The sequence below is a fragment of the uncultured Candidatus Pelagibacter sp. genome (assembly GCF_943788075.1).
In the GTDB taxonomy this organism is placed as follows: Bacteria; Pseudomonadota; Alphaproteobacteria; order Pelagibacterales; family Pelagibacteraceae; genus Pelagibacter.
The window spans coordinates 1-25,282 of the sequence record NZ_CALSOW010000004.1 but is presented as its reverse complement, the minus strand read 5'-3'; the positions used below and the strand labels follow the sequence as shown (position 1 = coordinate 25,282).

Here is a 25,282-nt window from a genome sequence, read left to right as displayed (position 1 = left end):
TTTTATGATTGATTTTAAAGTTACTTTTTTATGAATCTTTTTCCTCTTCATCAAGAGTACTATTTAGCATTTCATCAATATTAGAATAGATATCTTCTTTTTTTTCATCTTGTTTTTCTTTAAAAAATTTACTTGTACCAAATATTGCATTATCAACACTAGAACTATCAATTAATCCAGCAGCACCTAACTCGTCTACAGTCGGAAGGTCTGACAGTTTCTGTAAATTAAAATGACTTAAAAAACCATCTGTCGTTAGATATTGGATTGGTTTGCCAGGTACATCTTTTCGGCCTCCTGGTTTGACCCAGTCTAATTCCATTAAAATCTCTAAAGTATTTGTTCCAAAAGCAACACCCCGTATCTCCTCAATTTCCGCTCTGGTGACAGGTTGGTGATAAACAATTATTGCTAAAGTTTCTATTGCTGCACGAGATAATTTTTTTTCAACTGTTTTTTCCTGAGTCATTAAAGTTGATAGCTTAGGTGATGTTCTAAATGACCATTTATCTTTAATGCAGACCAGATTTATTCCACGACTTAAATATTCTTGTTGCAATTTTTCTAATGATTTTACAACATTTGCTTTCTTAGAAATTTTACTTTCAATTGTATCAACATCAAGAGGTTCGGCAGCTGCAAAAATTACTGCCTCAATTTCTTTTTCAAGATCAGTAGTTTTAGATGGAAATTTAACTATATTATTTTTGGTAACTTTTTCTTTTTTAATCATTAATTTCCCTTACATAAATATCATCAAATAAATTATCTTGTTTCATCGAAAGATTACCTTCCTTAACTAACTCTAAAGATCCAGCAAAAATACCAGCTTTACCTGTTTTTTTATATTTAGAACCACTTTTAAAATTTTTTGGAATTAGTTCATCAAGGTTTTTCCAATCCATAAGCTTACCCAGAAATTGTTTTATAGTCTTAATGCCATCCTCAGTAGTAAATACAGGTAATTTTGGAATATTCATTGTTTGAAAATCTTTAGTCATAACTATTGAAGAGTATGATTTCAAAAGTTCAAATAAGCTTACTTTGTATTCAGAACTATAAATAGATCTTATATTTCCTTTTATTCCACGAGTTCTGATTTCTCTACCTAATCGATTTCTTTTAAGCATCTGTTCTGAAAGTAATCTTATTAACTCTAATTTTTTAAGTTGTAACTTTAATTTTTCTGCAACTTCTTGAACTTTAAATTCTTCCTCAGGAGTACCAGGAAGTAATAATTTTGATTTTAAATAAGCTAACCAAGTTGCCATTAATAAATATTCAGATGCTATTTCTAAATTTAAGTCTTTTTCTTTGGTGATATAGTCATGAAATTGATCAGCAAGTTTTGTTATTGATATTTCTTCTAAATCTACCTTTTGAGCTTTCGCAAGATCAAGCAAAACATCAAGAGGTCCATTATAGTTATTAATATCAACATTAAATAAAACAGAATCAGACTCAGACATAAACAAATACTAACTTAAAATTTTATAAAATTGTGATGTTTTTTTAATTATAAAACTACTTATCAAGGGTGAATTTTCAGCCACAATCTTCATTTCATCAAGCTTACTATTGCAATGAAGAACTATATTGCAACCAGCTTTAAACGATTTAGCGGTATTATCTTTCATAGACTCTTTTAAGCTTTTCATTGAAAGATCATCTGAAATTATAATATTTTTAAAACCTATTGAATTTCTAATATGATTAATGACTTTTTTTGAATGAGTTGCGGTGTTTGACTGATCTATATTTTTATAAATAACGTGTCCTGTCATAGCAAAAAAACAATTTTTCTTTTTAAAAACACTAAAATCATTTTTTTTAAGATATTTAAGTGATTTATTGACTACAGGGGTAAAATTATGACTATCTACTTTGGCTAAACCATGACCTGGTATATGTTTAATTATAGTTCCAATCGAATTCATATGGAAATATTTTATACATAAATCACCCATTTTAGAGACTGTATTTATTTTTTTAGAGAAAGATCGATCACCAATTATATTGCTAGATCCTTTAATTCTAAGATCCAAAACTGGCACCGTATTAATGTTTGCTCCTATCAGTTTCAATAAATGAGAAGTTTTATCAATAAATAATTTATAGATTATATTTAATTTTATTTTCTCTTTTTCATAAAGATTGCCAAAATATTCAGATGTTAAATTATCAAAAGAAATAATATTACTTAATCTATTTACTCTTCCACCTTCTTGATCAATTAATATTGGATAATTTTTATCTTTAAAGATTTTTTTTATACTGTCTGTTAAACTTTTTGTTTGTTTAATAGTTTTAATATTTCTTAAAAAAAGTATCACACCCCATGGTTTGTATTTAATTAAAAATTTTTTTTCATTAATGGATAGCTTGTACGATTTAATGCCAACTATGAAAGCTCTTTTATTTTTAATCATTTTCTAAAAGTTTCCAAAAATTAAATTTTTTTTTCTTTTTTTTGTCAGTCTGTTTGACATATTCAATAATATTTTCTGTATCACTTTTTAATATTGGTAAATTTTTAGAATAATCTTTAATCTTCTGATCAATATTTTTATAAGTTCGATAAGTATTTTTAATGTTTTCATTTGAAAAATAAAATTTTCCAGTAAAAAAAAGAAATAATGCAATGATTACTATAAATGATAAATACTTAATCTCTTTTAACATTACATCTTAGATGGAGACAAGACACCAACTATATCCATTCCTGATTTAATAACATTGGAAATTGCTTTTAAAAAAACTAACTTATCCTGAGAGATATTTTTTTGATCATTGATAAATCGTTTTTCAGGAAATTGTTTACCAAGATTCCAATAAGAGTGAAATTCTGCAGCTAGTTCATATAAAAAAATTGGTATTCGGTGAGGTTCAAGTTTTGAACTGGCTAAATCAATACATTTAGGCCATTCAGAAATCTTCTTTAAAATCTTAATTTCATCAGCAGAATACTCGAAGTTATAATTATCTATATTTATGTCTTTATCTAAATCTTTTTCTAAATGTCTAAATACAGATGAAATTCTAGCATAACAATATTGAACATAATAGAGTGGATTGTCTTTTGATTTTTCTTTAACTGCATCAAAATCAAAATCTAGCTCAACATCACTACTTCTGTTAAGCATAATAAATCTAGTTGCATCTTTTCCTACTTCATCAATCAAATCATCAACTGTAATATAATCCCCTTTTCTTTTTGACATTTTAAATGGCTGATTATCTTTAATTAATTTTACAAGTTGACTAATTTTACAAATTAATTTATTTTTTGTTCCAGAGAGCGCATCTACAGATGAAGAAATTCTTTTTATGTAACCTGCGTGATCAGCACCAAGAATGTTTATTAAATAGTCAAATTTACGGTCGACTTTGTTTTTATGATAAGCCACATCACTTGCAAAATAGGTCCATGTACCATCTGATTTTTGTAAGGCTCTATCTTTATCGTCTCCAAAATCGGAAGATTTAAATAATAATTGCTCTCTCTCAACCCAATTTTTGTTATCTTCACCTTCTGGTGCTTTGATTTTACCTTTATATACAAAATTATTAGATTCTAGAAAGTTGATAACATTTTCAACTTCTTTATTTTGAACAATATTTTTTTCACTTACAAAACTGTCATGTTTAATGCCAAGACTTTTAAGATTTTTTTTAATTAATAATAAAGCTTGTTCAATAGATAAGGCGGTTAATTTTTCACTTATATCCTCATACTTATCAAAGTTAAGGTCTTTATTGGAAGTAATAATATTATTTGCAAAATCAATTAGATAATCACCTGGATATAAGTCAGGATTTTCACTTGGGAAAGTCTCATTATATTTAACTTCACGAATTCTAAAATATACAGATTTTGTAAAGTTTATAATCTGATTACCATAATCATTAACATAATATTCTTTTGTAACTTTATGATTGTTAAAAAGTAATACATTAGAAATTACATCACCTAATATGGCACCACGACAATGACCTACGTGAAGTGGACCTGTTGGATTAGCTGACACAAACTCAACTAAATAATTAAGTTTTTTTTCTTTTTCATTAATTCCAAAAGTTTTTGCATTTAAAATTATTTCTTTAATAAAATTAGACCAAAAAATAGGTTTAAATTTAATATTAATAAAACCAGGTTTAACAATAGTGATACTTTCTATTAGAGGATCATTTTCTTTAATTATTGGTGATATTTTTTCTGCTAGATCTAATGGAGGTTTTTTATTTAATTTTGATAGAACCATTGCAACATTTGTAGAAATATCACTATCAAATTTAGCTGGGGGTATTTCGGAATTTATTCCATTTAAAGTTTCGGGAATAATAAGTTCTCCCTTTTTATTAAGATCAATAATAATTGACTTAATTTTATCTAGATATAATTCAAAAATATTCATTTAAAATTGTTATATAGGTTAATAGCATAACGATCTGTCATACCTGAAATAAAATCTGAAATAGCTCTAAATTTATCTTTAGTCAATTGATCTTTTGTAAGAAATTTTCTTGGATTTGATTTAATTATACCAAATAGTTTCTTAATAATGATTTTTCCTCTTTGATTCTTTTTTAATACTAGTTTGTTATTGTACATTTTAGTTCTTAAAAATAATTTAATTTCTTTTTCTGATTTTTGAATTGAATTTGAAAAACAAACTAATAATTGATCTGAATTCGCGATATCTTTAATTGATTTTATTTTAAAATTTTTTAAGTTTTTTTGAGTATTTGTTAATAGATCTCTAATCATTAAATCAATCGAGTCTCTAATAATTTGATAAGTTGCAATTTTATAATTTTTTTTGTTAATTTTTTTTTTATATTTAAGATAAATTGATCTAAAAAAATCTATCTCTATTAACTCTTCTAGTTTAAATAAATTAGCGTTAATACCATCCTGGATATCATGATTGTTATAAGCTATATCATCAGAAATTGCTGAAATTTGAGCCTCTAGAGAGGGAAATGTATTAAAATTAATTTTACCTTTAAATATTTTTAAACCAATTAAACTATTTACTAAATTTGAGTCTTCAACGGGACCATTGTGCTTTAATAATCCCTCTAAGGTTTCAATAGATAAATTAAGGCCTTTAAATTTAAAATATTTATTCTCTAAAAACATAACAATTCTTAATGTTTGAAGATTATGGTCAAAACCACCATAATTTTCCATACACTCATCCAAAGCATATTCACCTGCATGACCAAAAGGAGTGTGACCTAAATCGTGGGCAAGACTTAATGTTTCTGCAAGATCTTCATTTAAGTTTAAGTATTTTGCAATTGATCTGGCTATTTGAGCTACCTCAATTGAATGGGTTATTCTAGTTCTAAAATGATCACCTTCTGTATTAACAAAAACTTGTGTTTTATGTTTAAGCCTTCGAAAAGAAGCGCTATGAATTATTCTATCTCTATCTCTTTGAAACGGTGATCTATACTTAGAAGTGGGCTCATTATTAAGTCGTCCCTTGCTTTTAAATATGCCTAACTTTAAATGTTTTTTCATCCTTTAATTTAAATAATTAAGTATTATATTAGTATTAACAGTGTTCGGTCATGATTAAAGAAATTAAATTTACAGATAATGCTCTAAAACAAATAGGAAATTTATTGTCTAAAAAAGATAAAGGTTCTTTTTTTAGAATCGCTATTAAAGGTGGTGGCTGTTCTGGATTTCAGTATGAATTTACATTTGATCAATCTAAAAATGATGATGATCTTAATTATGAAAATATCTTAATTGATAAAACGTCTGCAGATTTATTAAAAGGTTCAGAGGTCGACTATGTGTCAGAATTAATTGGAGAGTCTTTTAAAATATCTAACCCACAAACCAAATCTTCATGTGGTTGTGGTGTTTCTTTTTCACTTTAATGATTATTTCTTCTTGGAATGTCAACTCTGTAAGAGCAAGAATTGAAAATATCAAAAGCTATTTATTAAAATACAAACCTGATGTCTTAATGATGCAGGAAATTAAAACTGAAGATGTCAATTTCCCCTATGATGATTTTGCTTCAATGGATTATGAAAGTCATGTATTTGGTCAAAAAAGCTACAATGGTGTTGCTATTATCTCAAAAACTAAATTAACAAATGTAAGAACGGACTTAATCAAAGATAAGTTAAAACAATCAAGAATAATTTCTGCTGAAATTGAATATAAAAAGAAAAATATTCAATTGATAAATATATATACGCCAAATGGTAATCCAGTTGATACTGAAAAATATGAATACAAGAAAGATTGGATGGATCAATTAATTAAACAATTAAAATCCTTATCAAAAAAAAATTCTAATATAATACTTGCTGGTGACTTCAATGTTATTCCATCTGCAGAAGATGTTTATAATGTTAAAAGTTTTGAAGATGATGCTTTATACAGACTTGAAATAAGAAAGAAATTTAGAGAGATGCTAAACATAGGCTTTAGTGATGTTTACAGGCATTTTAACGAAGATAAAGAGGGTTATACATTCTGGGATTACATGAGAGGAGCATGGCAAAAAAATAACGGTATGAGAATTGATCACTTTTTAGTCTCAAATTCTATAATTGATAACATAAAAGATATTAATATTAACAAAGATCCTAGAGGTAGAGAAAAACCCTCAGATCACACTCCAATTGAAATTAAGTTAGCTTAGAGATTTTATTTTATTAACTAATTCTTCGTTAATATTTCTTGGACCTTTATCAAGTCTGTTTTTGTGTCTTCTTTCACCAGGTAATCTTACTTCACCCATTGATTTCATTTTTTCAAAAAAATCTTCAGCATGTTTTTGCCAACTAGTGCCTGCAGTTTTGTCGGGACAAATAGCTAGAATAAATTCACCTCCACTTGGTGGACCACCATCATTATTATCTTTTGCTGCTGTTTCGTAACTAAAGTTATCACCCACTAAAGCACCAGCAAGTAATTCAACCATCATTGCTATTGCAGAACCTTTGTATCCACCAAAAGGTAATAAAACACCACCATCAGCAATCTCTGCTGGGTCAGTAGTATCTTTACCATCTTTAGTAAGTCCAGTTCCAAGAGGAACTTTGTGCCCTTCTCGTTTTGCAACTTGAACTTCACCCATAGCCATTGAAGCAGTTGCCATATCATAAACTACAGGAGTTGTTCCTGGTCGTAGGCCAAGCAAATGAAATTGGGTTCGTTCCAAATAATGGTTTAATAGCTCCAGCTGGAGCAACTGCTGGCTTATAAGAGGTGCAAGCAAAAGCAACTAAACCATCTTCAGCTAATTTTTCAGTTTCAGGCCACATAGCAGCCATATGATGAGAATTGTTAATAGCTAAAACTGCAACACCATTTTCTTTTGCAGCTTTACTTAATTCAGGCAAACCTTTGCTTAAAACAACTGGTGCTAAAGAATTATTACCTTGAACTTTAATTACTGATGGAGAAATCTTTTTAACTTCAGGTTTACCTTTTCCATTAATCTTACCACTTTTTAAACCTGAAACATAAGCAGGTAATCTAAATAATCCATGAGAAACTGAACCATCTCTTTCGGCATTTCTTATCAAGTCAGATAAAATACTTGCAGTCTCATCGTCACATCCATTAGCAAGTAATGTTTTTTTTGCTAAATCAAAAATTTCATCTAATGTTAGGGGAATTGTACTCATTCCCCTATTAGATATTTTATTTATGTTTGGTTTTCAAATCTTTTTTTAGATCTTCATGATCACCTACAACAGTGTGATACTGACTTTTTGTTACATATTTTTCTAAAAAAGGTACAGCTAACAAAGGTAAAAACCCACCAAGAACAATTCCATATGCTGCACTTTTAAGATTTGGATCAGCTAATGCTGCAATAAAGTCAGCTATAATATGAGCTAAAACTATTCCAACTATTCCTGCTATAGCTCCATTCGAAATAACTTTCAAAAAACGGTTAATACTCCATCCTGAGTAAAAACCTATCAGTGGAATTAAAGTATGAATGAACCCAAAAACAAAACCTCTTAAAATTCCATGTTCTTCAACTAGTTCTTCTAAAAAATGAAGAAATTCAGGCAGATCATGAGAATGACCTTCAGCAGCCTGAAGATATGTAAAACTAAATATAGATGCTGTTATTGATAATATTGTTATTTTCTTCATTAATTGCACTCCTTACAAGTTGTTAAAACCTCCATTTTAAAAGTACTAAAATCGTACTTTTTAATATTATTTTTTTTAAAGAAATCTAAAAAGATATTTGATTTAAGTTCTTCAGTGTCACCACATTTTTTGCAAATAGCTATAGCAGTATTATGATTATCTTCATGCGTATGATTACACAAAATATAGGTTTTTGTTTGATTAGATTTATGAATTCTCTCTTCACTAATTAAACTATCTAATGCTCTATAAACAGTCATAGCTTGTGTTTTTTTAATCTTTTGAAGTTTATCTAGAATTTCATAAGCAGTTAAATGCTTAGATGATTTTTTAATTATAGTAAAAACTAATTCTTTATTTGTCATAATGTTATGTTATAACATAACATATTTTTGTCAATACTTTAATTAAAAAAATACAATTGTTTTAAGTAAATATATTTGATTATAATGATTGAATATGAGTAGAAATTTGGAATTTTTCAAAAGAAATGGTTATCTTGTAAAAGAAAATTTAATTGATCAGAGTTTTATCAGAAAAATTAATAAAATTGTAAGCGAGGTTATTTCAAAAGAAAAAAAGAAGAAACATAAAGTTAATGGAACCCAGTCTTACAATAATTATCATTTTGTATACAACTCAAGTAATTCAAAAAATAAAGAAATTTTAAGACTAAATAATCCTCAAAACAGACATAAATCTTCTATGAACTATCTAGAAATAAAAAAATAATATCTATAGCTAAAAAATTACTAGGAGGAACAGTAAGATTTCATCTAGGTAAATTAAATTTTAAACTTCCAAATAAGAAAAAAGGAAGTGAAATTGGATGGCATCAAGATTGGGCTTTTTACCCACATACCAATGATGATTTAATAACAGTTGGTATATATTTGGATGATTGCTATGAAAAAAATGGCCCTCTTAAAATAATTAAGAATTCACATAAAAAGAAATTGTACAGTCACCACAATAAAGAAAATTACTTTGTTGGAAAAATAGATACTAAAAAGAATAAAATTGGAACAAATAATAGTGTTTCCATAACTGGAACTGCTGGAACAGTTGTTTTTTTTCATTGCAGATCAGTTCATGGTTCTGGACACAATCTAATGGATAACTCAAGACCTTTAATTCTATTTGGTTACAGAGCTTGTGATGCTTGGCCATTAATTAATGATGGAAATCCTCATCCAGAGGTAGATTTAGATAATTATGATAAAAATATTATTGTAGGAAATAAGTCAATAAAACCAAGATTAACTAAAGTTCCAACAATAATTCCACTGCCAAAGAAGAAACATTATGTTTCTATTTATGAGCTTCAAAAAAATTAGATTATAAAATTAAGATTTTAGTTTCCTCTATAATTGTAATAAATTCGTAACAAAACTTACATATAGAGGAGACTATGTTTATTAAAAAATATCTAAAATGGATTAGTACAGCTCTTGTTTTAACAGGAATATTGTTAACTAATTTAAATATCTACCCAATTAATATCTACTTTCATGGTTTAGGCGTTGTAGGATGGACGATAGCTGGCTTTATATCAAAAGATAAAGCAATTTTAACTAACTTTGGGTTACAAATACCATTATTTTTCATTGGATTTTATAAAGTTATTTTTGGATGAAAAGTATTCTTAAATAAGTGAATAACCTGAAGATCTAACAGTTCTGATCAATTCTTTTTGATCTTTAAGATTAATTGATTTTCTTAATCTTCTAATATGAACATCTATAGTTCTGCTTTCAACGTTAATATTGTTGGGCCAAACATTTTCTAAAATTTGATCTCTTGAATAAACTCTTTTTGGGTTTGTTAAAAAAAATTCTAATAATCTAAATTCTGTTGGACCAAGTTTGATTTCTTTTTCATTTCTAAATACTCGTTTTTCATTTCTATCGAGTTTTAAATCTTCAAATTCAAGATTATCTGATACTAATTTAGGGTCTGATCTTCTTAAAACCGCTTTAATTCTCGCAAATAGTTCATTGAAACTAAATGGTTTAGTTAAATAATCGTCAACCCCACTATCTAAACCTTTAATCTTATCCTCTTCTTCACCTTTTGCGGTAAGCATAATAATTGGTAAATTTTTAAAATTGGTGTCTTTTCTAATATTTTTACAAATTTCAATTCCAGAAAAGTCAGGCAACATCCAGTCTAATAAAAGTAAATTTGGTTTGAATTTTTTTAATTCTTTTAAACCTTCGTTTCCATTCGTTGCAGATGAAACAATCAAACCTTCTTTTTCTAAATTATATTGAACCAATTGAATTATTGAAGGTTCATCTTCAATAATAAATATTTTACCGTTCATTTTATTCTTGGATGACTTTGCCTTTAGGTCTACTTCCTTTTAGGTACTCGCCCTTAATTAAATAACAAATTGTTTCTGCAATATTTGTAATGTGATCACCAGCTCTTTCAAGGTTTTTGGTTGCAAAAATTAAATGAGTAGAAAAGTCTAAATTCTTTTTATCTTTAGAAAGAAAGTCTATTACACTTTCCATTGCAATATATGTTAAATCATCGACTTGTTCATCTTTTTCCCATACTTCTTTGGCTTTATCATAATTCTTATTCACGTAACTATCCAAAACATCATTTAGCTGTTTTATAACAAGTTCACCTAATCTTTTTAAATTTGCTAATAGTTCTTCAGGTAAATCTAGAGGTAAGGGTTTAACTTTTTTTGCATTACTTTTTGAAAGATCACCAATTCTTTCTAAGTCTTGAGAAATTTTTAAAGAACTAATTGTTTCTCGAAGATCTATGGCCATAGGAGCTCTTTTAACCAACAGAGTCATTATCTGACTATCAATTTTAGATCTAAATTTATTAATTTCTTCATCACTTTTAATAATTTTATCTATTGAATCCTTATCAACTTTGATAACTGCGTCCATCGAGTCTACCATCTGAGACTCTGTTAAGCTTCCCATTTTAATGACCGAGTCTACTAAAAACTGTAACTCTTCTTCGTATGATTTTACTGTGTGTTCATTACTCATAATTTATCCAAATCTACCTGTAATATAATCTTGTGTCATTTTATTGTCAGGATTCTTAAAAATTTTCTCTGTTTTACCTACTTCTATCACCTTACCAAGGTGAAAAAATCCAGTTTTTTGCGAAACCCTTACAGCTTGAGCCATAGAATGGGTAACAATTACAATGGTGTAAGTTTTTTTAAGTTCGTCGATTAATTCTTCAATTTTTGCAGTCGCTATTGGATCTAGAGCAGAGCAAGGTTCGTCCATTAAAATGACTTCTGGATTAACCGAAATTGCTCTTGCAATGCAAAGTCTTTGTTGTTGTCCACCCGATAATCCAGTTCCAGGTTCATCTAATCTATCTTTTACCTCTTCCCATAATGCTGCTTTTCTTAAACTTTTCTCAACAATTTCATCTAGCTCACTTTTAGTTTCACCTTTGCCATGAATTTTTGGACCATAAGAAATATTATCATATATACTTTTTGGAAATGGGTTTGGTTTTTGAAACACCATCCCAACTCTTTCTCTTAAAGATACAACATCTAATTCTTTATCATTTACTTCTATTCCATCAATTTCGATATTTCCCTCTACTTTACAAATATCAATCACATCATTCATTCTATTAATACATCTGATGAATGTTGACTTACCACAACCAGAGGGACCTATTAATGCCGTAACTTCTTTTTCATTAATATCTAAATTAACATCAAACAAAGCTTGTTTTTGTCCATAATAAACATTTAAATTTTTTGATTTAATTTTTATATTACTCATTTAGTTCCATCTCTTTTCGAATTTTTGTCTTAGATATACTGCTATAAAATTCATTACAATTAAAAAACTTAATAACATCATAATAGTAGCTGAAGTTTTCTCAACAAATCCCCTCTCTGCAGATTCAGACCACAAATATACTTGAACAGGTAATGATGATGATGGGTCAATAGGAGTTGAAGGAATATCAACAACGAAAGCAACCATACCAATTAAGATTAAAGGTGCTGTCTCGCCTAAAGCTTGAGCCAATCCAATAATTGTTCCTGACAAAGTTCCTGGTAACGCTAATGGGACAACATGATGAAAAACAGATTGAAACTTTGAGGCACCTACTGCCAATGCACCTTCTCTAATTGATGGCGGTACTGCTTTTAATGATGCTCTACATGGAATAATAATTCTAGGCAAAGTCATTAAAGCAAGAGTGATACCTGCAACTAATGGGGTGGATCTTGGTAACTGAATAGTTGCTAATAAAATTTGAAGAGCTAGCAATCCATAAACGATTGAAGGAACAGCTGCTAGGTTGTTTATATTTATTTCAATAAAATCTGTAATCTTATTTTTAGGTGCAAACTCTTCTAGATAAATAGAAGCAAGAACTGCAACAGGAAAAGACAATAGTAAGCAAATTAATATACTATAAAATGAACCAACTAGTGCTCCACCAATACCTGCTAATTCTGGATTTCTAGAGTCTCCATTCTTAAAAAAATAATTGTTAAAATTTTTTACAATTTTTTTACTTTCAACTAAATTATCATAAATATTTAACTGAAAGTTTGAAATTCTTCTTCTGTCTTCTGGTAAATCACGCGGATAATTTCCTTTATGAAGTTGGTCTATATCGTCAGAAGCTGTTATTTCTAGATTTATTTTCTTACCTACTAAATTATTATTCTCTAAAAATGCTTTTCGAATTTCAATTTCAGCATCGGTACTAAATAAGTCTATTAATTCATTTTCTTCATCTAAGTTTTTGGCCGGATAAGCCTTTAAAAGAGTTTCAATTGTAATATCGAAAAAATCAGCTTGTAAAATATCATCTGAAGATGCCCCATTTTGTAACTCTAACAGTTCTGGATCGAAGAAAACCTCAACATTAATAGCAGTTTTCATGAAAGCAGAGCTACCTTTTGAGAATATATTCTGCACTAATATAAGTACAAATAACAGCGCTACAAAAATTGAAGCTACGCCATATAGTTTAAATCTTTTTTCTGATCTATGTCTTTTCTTTAATCTTTCTTCCTTAGTCATATTTTTCTCTATATTTTTTAACTGCTCTTTGAGCGATGTAATTTAAAATTAATGTTGCAATAAATAAAGTTAGACCAAGAGCAAATGCTGATTGTGTTTTGGGACTGTCAAATTCTTGATCTCCAACAAGGATCATCACAATTTGTGTGGTTATTGTGGTAGTCGAGTCTAACGGATTGATTGTAAGATTAGCTGCTAAACCAGCAGCCATTACCACAATCATTGTTTCTCCAATTGCTCTAGATACTGCAAGTAAAACCGATCCTATAATTCCTGGCAATGCAGCAGGTATCACTACTTGTTTAATTGTCTCTGACTTTGTTGCACCAATCGCGTAAGAACCATCTCTTAAAGATTGTGGAACTGAATTTATGACATCATCTGACAAAGAGGATATGTATGGAATAATCATTATTCCCATGATCAATCCAGCAGCTAAGGCACTTTCTGAGGAAACAGTCAATCCTAAACTTTCTCCTGCTTGTCTAAAAAACGGTCCGACAGTTAAAGCTGCAAAAAAACCATACACCACTGTTGGTATACCTGCTAAGATTTCGATTATAGGTTTTGAAATTCTTCTAACTTTAACAGATGCATACTCAGCCATATAAATTCCTGAAAATAAACCAATAGGAACTGCAACTAACATTGCAATTAAAGCAATAAATGAAGTTCCTGCAATTAAAGGTATAAAACCAAACGCATCTTTTATCTCTTCAAGTTCTGCTGATGTAATTTTAGACGCATCACTGACAAAAGCCCTTTGTGGACTCCAATTAGTTCCAAATAAATAATCAAAAATATTTATGACTGAAAAAAATTTTATACTTTCGAATAATAAAGAAAATATTATTCCTAAAGTCGTCAGTATAGCAATTAGCGATGAGGCAAAAAGTAAACCTTTCAAAATTAATTCAACATCATCTCTTGCTTTATTATTATTCTTAATTTTTTTTAGAGAATAGATAACTGATGCAATAACTATTCCAAAAATTAAAACAATTTTAGAATTAGTAAAAAGATTTAAAAATTTTGCATATGAAATAGCACTTTCTTTTAAAATACTATCAATATCACCAAAAAAAGTTCCTAAATGAATAGCTTTAATTTTTTCATAAATTAAGTTCGCTTCATTTTTATCATTGAATATTGCTCCTTGATTGGCTGCTGTTTCAATTATAATTGATTTGATAATTACAGGTTCAAAAAGAGACCAAACTAATAAAAAGATTAATGCAGGTATCGAGCACCATAGAACTAAATAATAACCATAAAATTTTGGTAAGGCATTTAACTTAATATTATTTTGAATAGAAATGCTTTTAGTTTTTGATCTACCATAAAAAAATAACGATAAGGAAAAAATTGTAATTAAAAAGATTAATACTAAATTCATTTAAACAAGTTGATATCCAGTTAATGTTACAGAAATGTTACAAACTAACTTTGTGATTGTATAAAAAAAGGCCAGTAAAAACTGGCCTTTTATTGTGGATAAGTCTAAATCTACTTTATGCTAATGGTTTTTAAATCCAAAGCAGCTGTTCTTGTTACTTTGTATTTATCAGAAGCTAATGGCACTAATCCAATTTTAGCTAAATAACCTCTGTTACTCATAGCTTTTTTAGATGTAAATTCGTCTAAAAATTCCTGAATTCCTGGAATTACTCCAACATGTGCTTTCTTTACATAAAAGAATAATGGTCTTGCTATTGGATAAGAGTAATTTTGAATACCTTCTAATGATGGTCGTACACCATTAACTGCTGCAGCTTTTACTTTATCTTTGTTAGCAACTAAATAACTATATCCAAAAAAACCATATGCATTTGGATTAGAAGTAAGTTTTTGTACAATTAAAGTATCATTTTCACCAGCTTCAACTGCATAACCGTCTTCTCTCATTTTAGCACATTCTTTTTTAGCATTTTTATCTGCTGCTTTGAAAAGAGATTTTGCTTTATCAGAACATCCTTTAACCATTACTAAAGAATTCCATGCATCTCTAGTTCCAGAAGTTGGAGGGGCAACTAATATTTCAATTTTTTTATTTGGCAGACTAGAGTTTATATCATTCCAATTTTTATATGGATTTTCAACAAGTTTGCCATCAACGTCAACATTTGCTGCTAAAGCTCTCCAAAGTTGTTCTTTTGTGAAATTAGCATCAGGTGCACTATTTGAATGAGCTAAAGAAATACCATCATTTCCTACAATAATTTCAATAATTTCAGATACACCATTTTTTTCACACAATGCTTTTTCTTTAGGTTTAATCGCTCTTGATGCGTTGGTAACATCTGGGTGATTTGCACCTACACCAGCACAGAATAATTTCATTCCACCACCAGTTCCGGTACTTTCAATTATCGGTGTTTTAAATTTACCAGCCTTACCAAATTTTTCAGCAACAACAGTTGCGTAAGGATAAACAGTTGAAGATCCAACAATTCTGATTTGATCTCTTGAGTGACTAGTTGTTACAAAACTAAGTGCTAGGAGAATTCCTAACATCACATTAATTAATTTATTCATTTTTTATATTTTCCTATTATTTATTTAATGTCCGAAACATTTAAATCTATTTTCTTAATATTTTATTAAAGGAAGGTTAAAGTTTTGTTACAATGACTAACTTTTTAGTTGTATTACAAGGCGTTAAATTTAATATCAATTGTAGTTCCTTGATTTTCGACACTGCTTAATGTCCATTTCTGCTCTATGTTGTGATACTAAATGTTTTACAATAGCTAGTCCCAAACCGGTCCCTCCAACACTTCGACTTTTACTCGGATCAACAGTAAAAAAACGTTCTGTGATTCTATGAATCGACTCTTTAGGAATACCAATTCCTTGGTCTGCAATAGAAACAATATTTAAATTACCTTCTTTTTTAAATGTAATTGTAACTTCTTTGTTTTTTTCACTGTATTTAATAGCGTTATCAATAAGGTTAGTGAAAATTTCAATCAACTTATCTTTATCTCCAACTATTTTAAAATTTTCAACTTTATTAAAGTTTAATTTGATATTATTTTTACTGACTATTTTTTCATATGTTTTAATCACATATTCTATTAACTCATTTAAATCTATTTCATGAGTTGGTCTGATGTGTTCTTGCAATTCAATTTTTGATAATGACAATAAATCTCTGATTAGATTTTCCATTCTTTCAGATTGAGAGGTCATAATTGGAAGTAAGTTATTAACTTCAGAATTTTTCTTTAAATCAGAGTTGTTTTCAAATGTTTCTAGGCCCATTTTAATTGATTGAAGCGGTGTTCTTAATTCATGAGAAACATTTGCTACAAAATCTGATTTTAATTGTTGGAATTTATGAAATTCAGTCAAGTCTCTTATGAATAAAAAACATGACGTTTCATCAAAGAATAAATTTGTTTTATCAAGATAGATTGTAATATTTAATCTAAAAGTTGATTGATTTCTTATTTCAATTTCAAGATCAGTTAAATTATTACCTTCAAAAGCTTTATCAATAGCGATTAGTAAATCTGGGTTTCTTAGAAAACTACTTATATTTTCATCTAATTTAGTTTGAAACCATTCTGTAGCAGAGTTGTTGCTAAACATTACTTTTTTGGATTTATCTAAAATTAAAATACCTTCAGGAATATAATTTAATAATTCATAAATATTCTTTCTATAATCTTTGCTCTCAATAATTTTGATTTGATTTTTATCTTTATTATCATCAGTACTGATCCCTAATACCCTTTCCTTTTTTAATAATAAAAAAGTTAACAAACCGATAATTAATAATAATATTATTGTTAATAATTCCACTTATTTTACTCGACCATAAACATCTTGATATCTTATAATATCTGTTTCTTTTAAAATTGATCCAACTTGAGCTTCCATAATTTTTACTGGTTTTTTTCCAGGATTTTGAATTCTATGAATTGCTTCTAATGGAATAAATATATGTTCATTAGGTCTTTTTATAAAGTATTCTTTATTTAAAGTTATTTTAGGATTTCCTTGTGTAACTAACCAATGTTCAGCTCTATGATGATGTTTCTGTAAACTTAAAATACCCTTAGGTTTAACAAATAATTCTTTAATTAAGAAATGTTTTCCTTCAAATAAGTTTGTATATCTGCCCCATGGTCGGTAATAAACATTTTTTTTCTTAACATATTTATTTTTATTCTTATCGTACATTTTTAAGATCTCTTTCCAGCTTCCAAGATCTGACCAAGGAATATCTAATTTAATAGCATTAATTTGTTTTGTCTTTTCTAAGATTGCATAATCAAAAGATTTTGCTGTTGCTTTTTCAAATGATGATTTGTTTAAATAATAAGTGTTATCTTTTAGTTTTGCTTTATTAACCGCATTCGCACAATTTCTGTAAATAATTGGCTGAAGTTTTTTATAATTATTAATTATTGAGTCTTTTCTAAGATAAAACATTCCTGAGTTCCAATAACCTTTTTGTTTTATAACCTGTTTAGCTTTTGCTTCTTTTGGTTTTTCAATAAATTTTGTCACTTTATTGATGTTTCCTTTAATTTTTTTAGTTAAAAAATAACCGTATTCACTGGATGGAGATGTCGGTTTTATTCCAAATATAAATATATTTTGATCAGTTAAATTTAATTTATTTTTACTAATTGCTTTATTAAATACACTCATCTTTTCAATTAAATGATCAGCTGTAAAAAACATCAATGGTTGATCGTTAGGAATATCTTTAATTAAAGCAGTACTTAAAATAGCTGGCGCTGTATTTCTTTTTGCAGGCTCTAAAACAATTTTATAATTCTTGATCTTATTTTTTTTAAGATGTTGTTTAATCTGTTTTAAGTATTTTTTATTTGTGCTTATAATTGGTGCGTCATAAATTGAAGCTTTAGTTCTTTCTAAAGTTTTACCTAATAAAGTCCAATTACCAAAATCAATAAATTGTTTAGCCTGATGATTTTTAGAATTAGGCCATAGACGTGTTCCAGCTCCACCACATAAGATAACTGGACGAATTTTCATTAAATTTCTGAATAATCCTTAACTTCTTTTTTCTTACCAGGATGAGTTGGGGCACCTAAATAAGCTGGTCCTACGGTTTGTGCGTATTTCCAAAGTGTACCAGAACCAAAATCAGATTTTCTAGGTTTCCATTTACGTTTTCTTGAAGCTAATTCTTTTTTCGAAAGTCTAACGTTAATTGTTCCTTTTTTTGCATCAATATCAATAACATCTCCATTACGTAATAAGGCTATGGGACCACCTAGAGCCGCCTCAGGGCCTACATGACCCACACAAAAGCCTCTTGTAGCTCCAGAGAACCTACCATCGGTTATAAGGGCAACTTTCTCCCCCATCCCTTGACCATAAATTGCACCAGTGGTTGATAGCATTTCTCTCATACCTGGTCCTCCAACAGGTCCTTCATAACGAATAATAATTACATCCCCTTCTTTATACTTTCGGTTTTGCACAGCTGACATTGCTGCTTCTTCATTATCAAAACATCTAGCTTTACCAGTAAATTGTAATTTTTTAAGTCCAGCAATTTTAACAATTCCTCCATCAGGAGCCAAATTTCCTTTCAGACCAACTACACCTCCATCTGGAGATAACGGATTGTCATATTTTCTTAAAACTTTTTGTTTAGGGTTAAACTTAATATTCTTTAAATTTTCCTTCATGGTTTTTCCTGTAACCGTCATACAGTCTCCATGAATAAAGCCACCATCGAATAAAGTTTTAAGTAGCATTGGAACACCCCCTGCTAACCACATGTCTTTTGCAACATATTTTCCACCAGGTTTTAAATCAGCAAGATAAGGAGTTTTTTTAAAAATTTTAGCAACATCCATTAAATCAAATTTTATTCCAGCTTCATTTGCAATTGCTGGTAAATGTAATGCAGCATTAGTAGATCCGCCTGTTGCAGCAACTATTGTTGCAGCATTTTCTAAAGCTTTTCTGGTTACAATGTCTCTAGGTTTAATTTTTTTTGCCAAAAGATTCATAACTGTTTTTCCACTTTCTTTTGCATACTTATCTCTTTCTTCATAAGGAGCTGGAGTTCCTGCAGAATATGGTAATGCTAAACCAATAGCCTCTGATACACATGCCATCGTATTTGCTGTAAATTGACCACCACAAGCTCCTGCACTTGGACAAGCAACTAATTCTAATTTTCTAAGTTCAGCTGCAGACATTTGACCTGACGAATGTTTTCCAACTGCTTCAAATACATCAACTACCGTTACATCTTTACCTTTGTATCTTCCTGGAAGAATTGATCCACCGTATATAAATACACTCGGTACATTTAATCTTACCATCGACATCATTAATGCAGGTAAAGATTTATCACATCCTGCAATACCAACTAAGGCATCATAACAATGGCCTCTTACAGTAAGTTCAGCTGAATCTGCTATAACTTCTCTTGATATTAAAGAAGCTTTCATACCTTCATGGCCCATTGCAATTCCATCGGTGACTGTAATTGTGCAAAATTCTCTAGGCGTTCCACCGTTAGCCCTAACTCCTTTTTTAACAGATTGAGCTTGTCTCATAAGAGCAATATTGCATGGTGCAGCTTCATTCCAAGTAGATACAACGCCTACAAATGGTTTTGCCACATCTTTCTCTGTTTCACCCATCGCATAATAAAAAGACCTGTGAGGAGCTCTATCGGCTCCTAATGATGTATGCCTGCTTGGAAGTTTCTTTTTATTAAATTTTGCCATTATATACCCTTTATAGTTACTAATATTTTATCAATATCATTCTTTAAATTATTATAATTAGTTTTTTCCTGTTCAACAATCTCTTTTGGAGCTCTATCTACAAAACTTTTATTTTCCAATCTTTGGGATATCTTATTCATCTCTTCTTGAATTCTGTTTTGTTTACTAGTTAAATTTTCCTTAATAAGTTTTAAATCAACATCTTTATCAAAATAAATCTTAAATAAATCACCTGAAACAACCATCGTTGCAGCCGGCTTATCCAGATCATCATTCAAAATATTGTTTATTCTGCCTAATTTTTTAAGGATAATTTCATTATCATTAATGAACTTTTTCTGCTTATCGTTAATATTGTTTATAGACATTTCTATAAATGAACCAGGTCCAACATTAAGCTCATTCTTAAAAGATCTAATTTCAGATATTATACTAATAATATTTTCAACTTGTTCTGTATCAGTATCTTTATTAATTTTACCTGTTGGCCAATTAGCAAGCATCAAAAAATCTTTACTTGAATTATCAAATTTATTTTTAAGCCAAATCTCCTCTGTAACAAATGGAATAAAAGGATGTAATAAAATTAAGATTTGCTTGAATATATAACTTGAAACTTTTTTAACCTCACTTTTGGCTTCCTCATTATCAGAAAATAAGATTGTTTTAGATAATTCTAAATACCAGTCACAATACGAGTGCCATGCAAATTGATAAGCATTTTTTGCAGCCTCATCAAATCTGTAATCTTCTAAATTTTTTTCAATTTTAGATTTTGCTTCAATTAATTCTGCATAAATCCACTTATTAATGTTAACTGATAAATTTGGGACTTTATCAATATCAGAAAAATCACATTCATTTGTGATTAAAAAATTATTAGCATTCCAAAGTTTATTTAGAAAATTTCTATAACCTTTAACTCTATCTTCAGAAAGTTTTACATCTGTACCAGGAGAAGCCATTGAAAGAAGAGTAAATCTTAATGCGTCAGCACTATATTTTTCAATTAAATCTAAAGGATCAATTACATTTCCTTTTGATTTAGACATTTTTTGACCCTTCTCATCTCTGACTAATGCATGAACATAAATATCTTTAAATGGTTCTTTATTTAAAAATTCAGTTCCAAACATAATCATTCTAGCAACCCAGAAAAAAATAATGTCAAAACCTGTTACTAAAACAGATGTTGGATAAAACTTTTCAACATATTCTTTATTGTCTGGCCAACCCAATGTTGCAAATGGCCAAAGTCCAGATGAAAACCATGTGTCTAAAACGTCAGGGTCACGAATTAATTCTTCATCTTTACCATAATGTTTATTGGCTAATTTTTTTGCCTCATCTTCATTGTTAGCTACAAAGATTTTTTTATCAGGACCATACCAAGCAGGTATTTGATGACCCCACCAAAGCTGTCTTGAAATACACCAAGGCTCAATATTGTTCATCCATTGAAAATAAGTCTTTGACCAATTTTCAGGAAAAAAATTAGTCTTTTTAGAATTAACAACTTCTTTTGCTTTAACAGATAGTTTTTCAGCATCAGCAAACCATTGTTCTGTTAAGAATGGTTCAATTATAGAATTAGATCTATCCCCATAAGGAACTTTATTCTTTATATTTTCTTCTTTTACAAAAAATTCTTTCTCTTTAAGTTCTTTTAAAATTCTTTTTCTTGCTTCAAATCTATCAAGACCAATATATTCTTTAGGAGCATTTTCATTAATTTTACCTGCTTCTGTAAATATATTAATAATTTCAAGATTGTTTCTTTGTCCAACATCATAGTCATTAAAATCATGTGCAGGAGTAATCTTAAGTGCACCAGTTCCTTGTTCAGGATCCGCGTAATCATCTTCTATAATTTTAATCTTTCTTCCAACAATTGGTATTGTAACCGTTTTACCAACAAATGATTTAAAACGATCATCTTTTGGATTAACTGCAATAGCAGTATCTCCCAACATCGTCTCAGGTCTTGTGGTTGCAATTGTTATAAATTCATCAGTTCCATCAATTGGATATTGAATATAATAAATTTTAGAATTTACTTCTCTTTGATCAACTTCAAGATCAGAAATTGCTGTTTTTAAAACAGTATCCCAATTTACCAATTTTTTATCTTTGTAAATTAAGTTTTTATTATAAAGATCAACAAAAACTTTGATTACTGATTTAGATAGATTTTCATCCATCGTAAAAGCATTACGTGACCAATCACAAGAACATCCAAGCTTTTTTAATTGGTTAATAATAATGTCACCATATTGCTCTTTCCATTCCCAAACTTTTTCAATAAATTTATCTCTTCCAATTTCATTTTTATCAATTTTTTCAGCAGTAAGTTTTCTCTCAACTAAAGCTTGAGTTGCTATACCCGCATGATCTGTTCCAGGTTGCCATAAAGTCTCAAAATTATTCATTCGGTGATAACGAACTAATAAATCTTGAATAGAATTATTTAAGGCATGGCCCATGTGAAGACTGCCTGTTACATTAGGTGGAGGTATAACTATAGAAAATTTCTTTGAATTTTCTTTTGGTTTAAAAAGACCATTTTTCTCCCAATAAGAATAAATCTTATCTTCAACATCAGAATGTATATATTTATCACTGCTCATGTATCTTAAAGTTTATAATTTAATAATTACAATTAACAATAATCAATTTAGATCGTTATTTAATAGACTAATGAGAAATATTTAATATAAAAAGGCATCTGAAGCTATTAGTCAAAACAAGATGGCAACGTGGCGGAATGGTTACGCAGAGGATTGCAAATCCTTGTATCCCGGTTCGATTCCGGGCGTTGCCTCCAAAAAAAATCTTGTTTTAGTTCTAAAAAAAAGTAAGTTGAGTTTTTTACATTCCTCGGTAGCTCAGTTGGTAGAGCAGTTGACTGTTAATCAATTGGTCGCAGGTTCGAGTCCTGCCCGAGGAGCCAAAAAAATTATCCAAAAAAAATATTTAAAATAATATTCTTGATTTGATTAAGTAGAATTTCTAAACTTAATTATAGGGTCTTAAATAAAATTAAATTATACTGCTTTAGAAATAACTGTTCCTGAAATTTGTAAAGATTTATTAAATTTTAACTTTTGATCAGCACTTAAGTTCTGAATATAACTTTGTTAAAAAATTATAATTAACATTCATGTGACCTTCTTGTGATTTTTCTAAATTAATTAAATATTCTGAAAAATCCTCAAAGAAATAATTAATTGGTACTTTTAAATAATTTGATAACTGAAGTAATCTAATTGAGCTTACTCCATTAGTGCCTTTTTCATATTTTTGAATTTGTTGAAATGTAACGTTAATTGCTTTTGCGACTTTAGTTTGTGTTAAACCTAAAGCTAATCTTCTTAGCTTGAGTTTGTTACCCAAGTGTTTGTTGAAATTATCTTCCATTAAGACCCCTCTTAATTAAATTTTAAAAACATATTGAACAAATTAATTAATGTTACTGCAATAAAAAAATTTATTATTTTTAAGGTAAAATTTAAAAAATTCTAAACCTGTCAAGCATAAGTTGAAGATAAAATTTCAAAATAGAGTTTGAAAAAAACGATTATTTAGGTTCTGAAATTTAAGTTTTTTATAAAATTTGACTTAAAAACAGCTTAGTTCTGTCACTCTTTGGATTAGCAAAGAACTCTTTGGTATCAGCCTTCTCCACTATTCTTCCTTCATCCATAAAAATCATGCTATCTGCAACTTCTTTAGCAAAACCCATCTCATGAGTTACAACAATCATTGTCATACCTTCTTTTGCTAGATTAACCATTACATCAAGCACTTCTTTAATCATTTCAGGATCTAATGCAGAGGTTGGTTCATCAAATAACATAATTTTAGGTTCCATACATAAAGCTCTTGCTATTGCTACCCTTTGTTGCTGTCCCCCAGAAAGTTGGCCTGGAAATTTTTGAGCTTGATCTAAAATTTGAACTCTTTCTAAATGTTTAAGAGCTAATTCTTCAGCCTCTTTTTTTGGCATCTTTTTAACCCAAATAGGAGCAAGCGTACAGTTGTCAACAATAGATAAATGAGGAAATAAGTTAAATTGTTGAAATACCATTCCAACTTCAGCTCTTACTTGTTCAATATTTTTAGTATCTTCAGAAATTTCTGTACCATCAACAATGATGTTTCCTTTTTGATGTTCTTCCAATCTATTAATACATCTAATTAAGGTAGATTTACCTGATCCAGAAGGTCCACAAACAACAATTTTTTCTTTAGCTTTAACTTCAAGATTTATATCTTTAAGAACTTGAAAATCACCGTACCATTTATTTACTTCACTAATTTGTATAATTGAATCTGACATAATCTATCTATCTGTTTTAAATTTTAATTCTAATTTTTGACTATATTTACTCATACTGTAGCAAATAATCCAGAATATTATTCCAGCAAACACATATCCTTCCATTGAAAAACCAAGCCATTTAGGATTTGTTTTCGCTAAATTCAACATTCCAACTAACTCTAATAACCCTACTACAAAGATTAATGGAGTATCTTTTACTAAAGCTAAAAACGTATTAGCTATTCCAGGAATAACTAATTTTAAAGCTTGTGGTAAAATAACTAACAAGTGAAGTCTCCAGTAACCCATACCCAAAGATTTTGCAGCATCATACTGACCTCTTGGTAAGGCTTGTAAACCACCTCTAATAACTTCTGCTGTATAAGCAGCTTCAAATAATGTGATAGCAACAATAACTCTAATTAATTTATCAACATATGTTCCATCTGGTAAAAACATAGGAAACATAACAGCTGACATGAATAAAACAGTAATTAAAGGTACACCTCTCCAAAACTCAATAAATGAAAGAGATGAATATTTAACAACAGCTAAATCTGATCTTCTTCCAAGTGCCAACATCATACCAATTGGAAAACAGAAAATTAAAGAAAAAAATGAAACGATAAAGGTTAGAGATAAACCACCCCAAGCACCTGTTTCAACCCATTCTAGACCAAATTCTCCTCCAGATATCAAATAATAGATAAGTAAAAATGATATTATTGGTAAAAATATGACATAGTAAAAAGTTAGATATTTTTTAAATCTTAGAGGAAAAAAATAGCCTGCTGCCATTAACCCTAATACAATAATAAATGTTGCATTAACTCTCCATTGCTCTGCATTTGGATACATTCCATACATAAATCTATTAAACCAAGTTTTAATATAAACCCAACATGCACCTCCACCAGTACAAGCTTCTTTGCTATCACCAACAAATGTGGCATCGAGAATGAACCAATTAAGTAAAGGGGCAACACTAAAAATTATCAATATAATTATACTTATGCTTAAAGCTGCATTAAAATTA

28 protein-coding genes and 2 tRNA genes are annotated in these 25,282 nt (G+C 29.0%); 7 read left to right on the top strand and 23 right to left on the bottom strand.

Translation table 11 applies throughout. The annotated features are described in order from the left end of the window. Positions 1 to 28: 28 nt before the first annotated feature. Genes scpB through Q0X98_RS04600 form a run of 6 tightly spaced genes read right to left on the bottom strand, consistent with a single transcriptional unit; the run spans position 29 to position 5,530 of the window. Positions 29 to 733 (bottom strand): SMC-Scp complex subunit ScpB, encoded by a 705-nt coding sequence (gene scpB, locus Q0X98_RS04625; protein WP_297681835.1) that lies wholly within the window; start codon positions 731 to 733, stop codon positions 29 to 31. After that, positions 726 to 1,469: a ScpA family protein gene (locus Q0X98_RS04620; protein WP_297681834.1), complete on the bottom strand. Its 744-nt coding sequence runs from the start codon at positions 1,467 to 1,469 to the stop codon at positions 726 to 728. Before Q0X98_RS04620 ends, scpB begins: the two co-directional genes overlap by 8 nt. Before the next feature lie 9 nt (positions 1,470 to 1,478). Further along, entirely contained in the window at positions 1,479 to 2,429 is a 951-nt protein-coding gene (locus Q0X98_RS04615) for a glycoside hydrolase family 3 N-terminal domain-containing protein (RefSeq protein ID WP_297681833.1), read from the bottom strand. Next, entirely contained in the window at positions 2,422 to 2,682 is a 261-nt protein-coding gene (locus tag Q0X98_RS04610; protein ID WP_297681832.1) for a hypothetical protein, read from the bottom strand. Before Q0X98_RS04610 ends, Q0X98_RS04615 begins: the two co-directional genes overlap by 8 nt. Continuing rightward, positions 2,682 to 4,415 (bottom strand): arginine--tRNA ligase, encoded by a 1,734-nt coding sequence (gene argS / locus Q0X98_RS04605; RefSeq protein WP_297681831.1) that lies wholly within the window; start codon positions 4,413 to 4,415, stop codon positions 2,682 to 2,684. Before argS ends, Q0X98_RS04610 begins: the two co-directional genes overlap by 1 nt. After that, complete coding sequence (locus Q0X98_RS04600) at positions 4,412 to 5,530, bottom strand: deoxyguanosinetriphosphate triphosphohydrolase (protein WP_297681830.1); 1,119 nt, start codon at positions 5,528 to 5,530, stop codon at positions 4,412 to 4,414. Before Q0X98_RS04600 ends, argS begins: the two co-directional genes overlap by 4 nt. A gap of 50 nt (positions 5,531 to 5,580) precedes the next feature. Here Q0X98_RS04600 and Q0X98_RS04595 point away from each other — a divergent pair, with 50 nt between their 5' ends. Continuing rightward, complete coding sequence (locus Q0X98_RS04595; RefSeq protein WP_028037020.1) at positions 5,581 to 5,898, top strand: iron-sulfur cluster assembly accessory protein; 318 nt, start codon at positions 5,581 to 5,583, stop codon at positions 5,896 to 5,898. Further along, the gene (xth, locus tag Q0X98_RS04590) at positions 5,898 to 6,674 is read left to right on the top strand and encodes an exodeoxyribonuclease III (RefSeq protein WP_297681829.1); all 777 of its coding nucleotides are present in this window, start codon (positions 5,898 to 5,900) and stop codon (positions 6,672 to 6,674) included. The genes Q0X98_RS04595 and xth overlap by 1 nt, the downstream gene beginning before the upstream one ends. On the opposite strand, the gene Q0X98_RS04585 is transcribed toward xth, so the two are convergent. Genes Q0X98_RS04585 through Q0X98_RS04570 form a run of 4 tightly spaced genes read right to left on the bottom strand, consistent with a single transcriptional unit; the run spans position 6,666 to position 8,511 of the window. Further along, entirely contained in the window at positions 6,666 to 7,175 is a 510-nt protein-coding gene (locus tag Q0X98_RS04585) for an Ldh family oxidoreductase (protein WP_297681828.1), read from the bottom strand. The genes xth and Q0X98_RS04585 overlap by 9 nt on opposite strands. Then, the gene (locus Q0X98_RS04580; protein WP_297681827.1) at positions 7,135 to 7,665 is read right to left on the bottom strand and encodes an Ldh family oxidoreductase; all 531 of its coding nucleotides are present in this window, start codon (positions 7,663 to 7,665) and stop codon (positions 7,135 to 7,137) included. The genes Q0X98_RS04585 and Q0X98_RS04580 overlap by 41 nt, the downstream gene beginning before the upstream one ends. Before the next feature lie 16 nt (positions 7,666 to 7,681). Continuing rightward, positions 7,682 to 8,146 carry a hypothetical protein gene (locus tag Q0X98_RS04575; protein ID WP_297681826.1) on the bottom strand — a complete coding sequence of 155 codons (465 nt, stop codon included), beginning with the start codon at positions 8,144 to 8,146 and terminating at the stop codon, positions 7,682 to 7,684. Beyond that, a complete protein-coding gene (locus Q0X98_RS04570; RefSeq protein ID WP_028037024.1) occupies positions 8,146 to 8,511 on the bottom strand; it encodes a transcriptional repressor in 366 nt (121 codons plus the stop codon). Before Q0X98_RS04570 ends, Q0X98_RS04575 begins: the two co-directional genes overlap by 1 nt. Positions 8,512 to 8,605: 94 nt before the next feature. Between Q0X98_RS04570 and Q0X98_RS04565 the strand changes: the two genes are divergently transcribed. The 3 genes from Q0X98_RS04565 (at position 8,606) to Q0X98_RS04555 (ending at position 9,782) form a co-directional block, all read left to right on the top strand. After that, complete coding sequence (locus tag Q0X98_RS04565) at positions 8,606 to 8,878, top strand: hypothetical protein (RefSeq protein ID WP_297681825.1); 273 nt, start codon at positions 8,606 to 8,608, stop codon at positions 8,876 to 8,878. Next, positions 8,845 to 9,483, top strand: a complete 639-nt coding sequence (locus Q0X98_RS04560) for a phytanoyl-CoA dioxygenase family protein (RefSeq protein WP_320415280.1) — start codon at positions 8,845 to 8,847, stop codon at positions 9,481 to 9,483. The genes Q0X98_RS04565 and Q0X98_RS04560 overlap by 34 nt, the downstream gene beginning before the upstream one ends. A gap of 74 nt (positions 9,484 to 9,557) precedes the next feature. Further along, on the top strand, positions 9,558 to 9,782 hold the full coding sequence (locus Q0X98_RS04555; RefSeq protein WP_297681824.1) for a DUF6552 family protein: 225 nt from the start codon (positions 9,558 to 9,560) through the stop codon (positions 9,780 to 9,782). A 9-nt stretch (positions 9,783 to 9,791) separates the two neighbouring features. Here the strand turns inward: Q0X98_RS04555 and phoB are convergent, their stop codons facing one another. From phoB to Q0X98_RS04505, 10 genes are all read right to left on the bottom strand, one after another. After that, positions 9,792 to 10,472: a phosphate regulon transcriptional regulator PhoB gene (phoB, locus tag Q0X98_RS04550; protein WP_297681823.1), complete on the bottom strand. Its 681-nt coding sequence runs from the start codon at positions 10,470 to 10,472 to the stop codon at positions 9,792 to 9,794. A gap of 1 nt (position 10,473) precedes the next feature. Further along, on the bottom strand, positions 10,474 to 11,166 hold the full coding sequence (gene phoU / locus Q0X98_RS04545; protein WP_297681822.1) for a phosphate signaling complex protein PhoU: 693 nt from the start codon (positions 11,164 to 11,166) through the stop codon (positions 10,474 to 10,476). 3 nt (positions 11,167 to 11,169) lie between these two features. Beyond that, positions 11,170 to 11,931: a phosphate ABC transporter ATP-binding protein PstB gene (pstB, locus tag Q0X98_RS04540; RefSeq protein ID WP_297681821.1), complete on the bottom strand. Its 762-nt coding sequence runs from the start codon at positions 11,929 to 11,931 to the stop codon at positions 11,170 to 11,172. Beyond that, complete coding sequence (gene pstA / locus Q0X98_RS04535) at positions 11,932 to 13,194, bottom strand: phosphate ABC transporter permease PstA (protein WP_297681820.1); 1,263 nt, start codon at positions 13,192 to 13,194, stop codon at positions 11,932 to 11,934. It lies immediately after the preceding gene. Next, positions 13,187 to 14,590, bottom strand: coding sequence for a phosphate ABC transporter permease subunit PstC (gene pstC / locus Q0X98_RS04530; RefSeq protein ID WP_297681819.1), 1,404 nt, complete (start codon positions 14,588 to 14,590; stop codon positions 13,187 to 13,189). Before pstC ends, pstA begins: the two co-directional genes overlap by 8 nt. Positions 14,591 to 14,700: 110 nt before the next feature. Then, positions 14,701 to 15,729, bottom strand: a complete 1,029-nt coding sequence (locus tag Q0X98_RS04525; RefSeq protein ID WP_297681818.1) for a substrate-binding domain-containing protein — start codon at positions 15,727 to 15,729, stop codon at positions 14,701 to 14,703. 135 nt (positions 15,730 to 15,864) lie between these two features. After that, a complete protein-coding gene (locus tag Q0X98_RS04520) occupies positions 15,865 to 17,001 on the bottom strand; it encodes an ATP-binding protein (RefSeq protein WP_297681817.1) in 1,137 nt (378 codons plus the stop codon). Next, on the bottom strand, positions 17,002 to 18,207 hold the full coding sequence (locus Q0X98_RS04515; RefSeq protein WP_297681816.1) for a sugar phosphate nucleotidyltransferase: 1,206 nt from the start codon (positions 18,205 to 18,207) through the stop codon (positions 17,002 to 17,004). Continuing rightward, entirely contained in the window at positions 18,207 to 19,925 is a 1,719-nt protein-coding gene (gene ilvD, locus Q0X98_RS04510; protein ID WP_297681815.1) for a dihydroxy-acid dehydratase, read from the bottom strand. The genes Q0X98_RS04515 and ilvD overlap by 1 nt, the downstream gene beginning before the upstream one ends. Continuing rightward, entirely contained in the window at positions 19,925 to 22,552 is a 2,628-nt protein-coding gene (locus Q0X98_RS04505) for a valine--tRNA ligase (RefSeq protein WP_297681814.1), read from the bottom strand. Before Q0X98_RS04505 ends, ilvD begins: the two co-directional genes overlap by 1 nt. 123 nt (positions 22,553 to 22,675) lie before the next feature. Here Q0X98_RS04505 and Q0X98_RS04500 point away from each other — a divergent pair. Together Q0X98_RS04500 and Q0X98_RS04495 are read left to right on the top strand one after the other, a co-directional pair. After that, positions 22,676 to 22,749: transfer RNA gene (locus tag Q0X98_RS04500), tRNA-Cys, on the top strand. A 50-nt stretch (positions 22,750 to 22,799) separates the two neighbouring features. Further along, a tRNA-Asn gene (locus tag Q0X98_RS04495) sits at positions 22,800 to 22,875 on the top strand. Between the two features lie 158 nt (positions 22,876 to 23,033). Here Q0X98_RS04495 and Q0X98_RS04490 read toward each other — a convergent pair. From Q0X98_RS04490 to Q0X98_RS04480, 3 genes are all read right to left on the bottom strand, one after another. Beyond that, positions 23,034 to 23,342 (bottom strand): helix-turn-helix transcriptional regulator, encoded by a 309-nt coding sequence (locus Q0X98_RS04490; protein WP_297681813.1) that lies wholly within the window; start codon positions 23,340 to 23,342, stop codon positions 23,034 to 23,036. A gap of 187 nt (positions 23,343 to 23,529) precedes the next feature. After that, entirely contained in the window at positions 23,530 to 24,264 is a 735-nt protein-coding gene (locus tag Q0X98_RS04485; protein ID WP_297681812.1) for an amino acid ABC transporter ATP-binding protein, read from the bottom strand. A 3-nt stretch (positions 24,265 to 24,267) separates the two neighbouring features. Further along, positions 24,268 to 25,282 (bottom strand): amino acid ABC transporter permease (locus tag Q0X98_RS04480; RefSeq protein ID WP_297681811.1); only part of this gene is annotated, 1,015 nt, incomplete at its 5' end.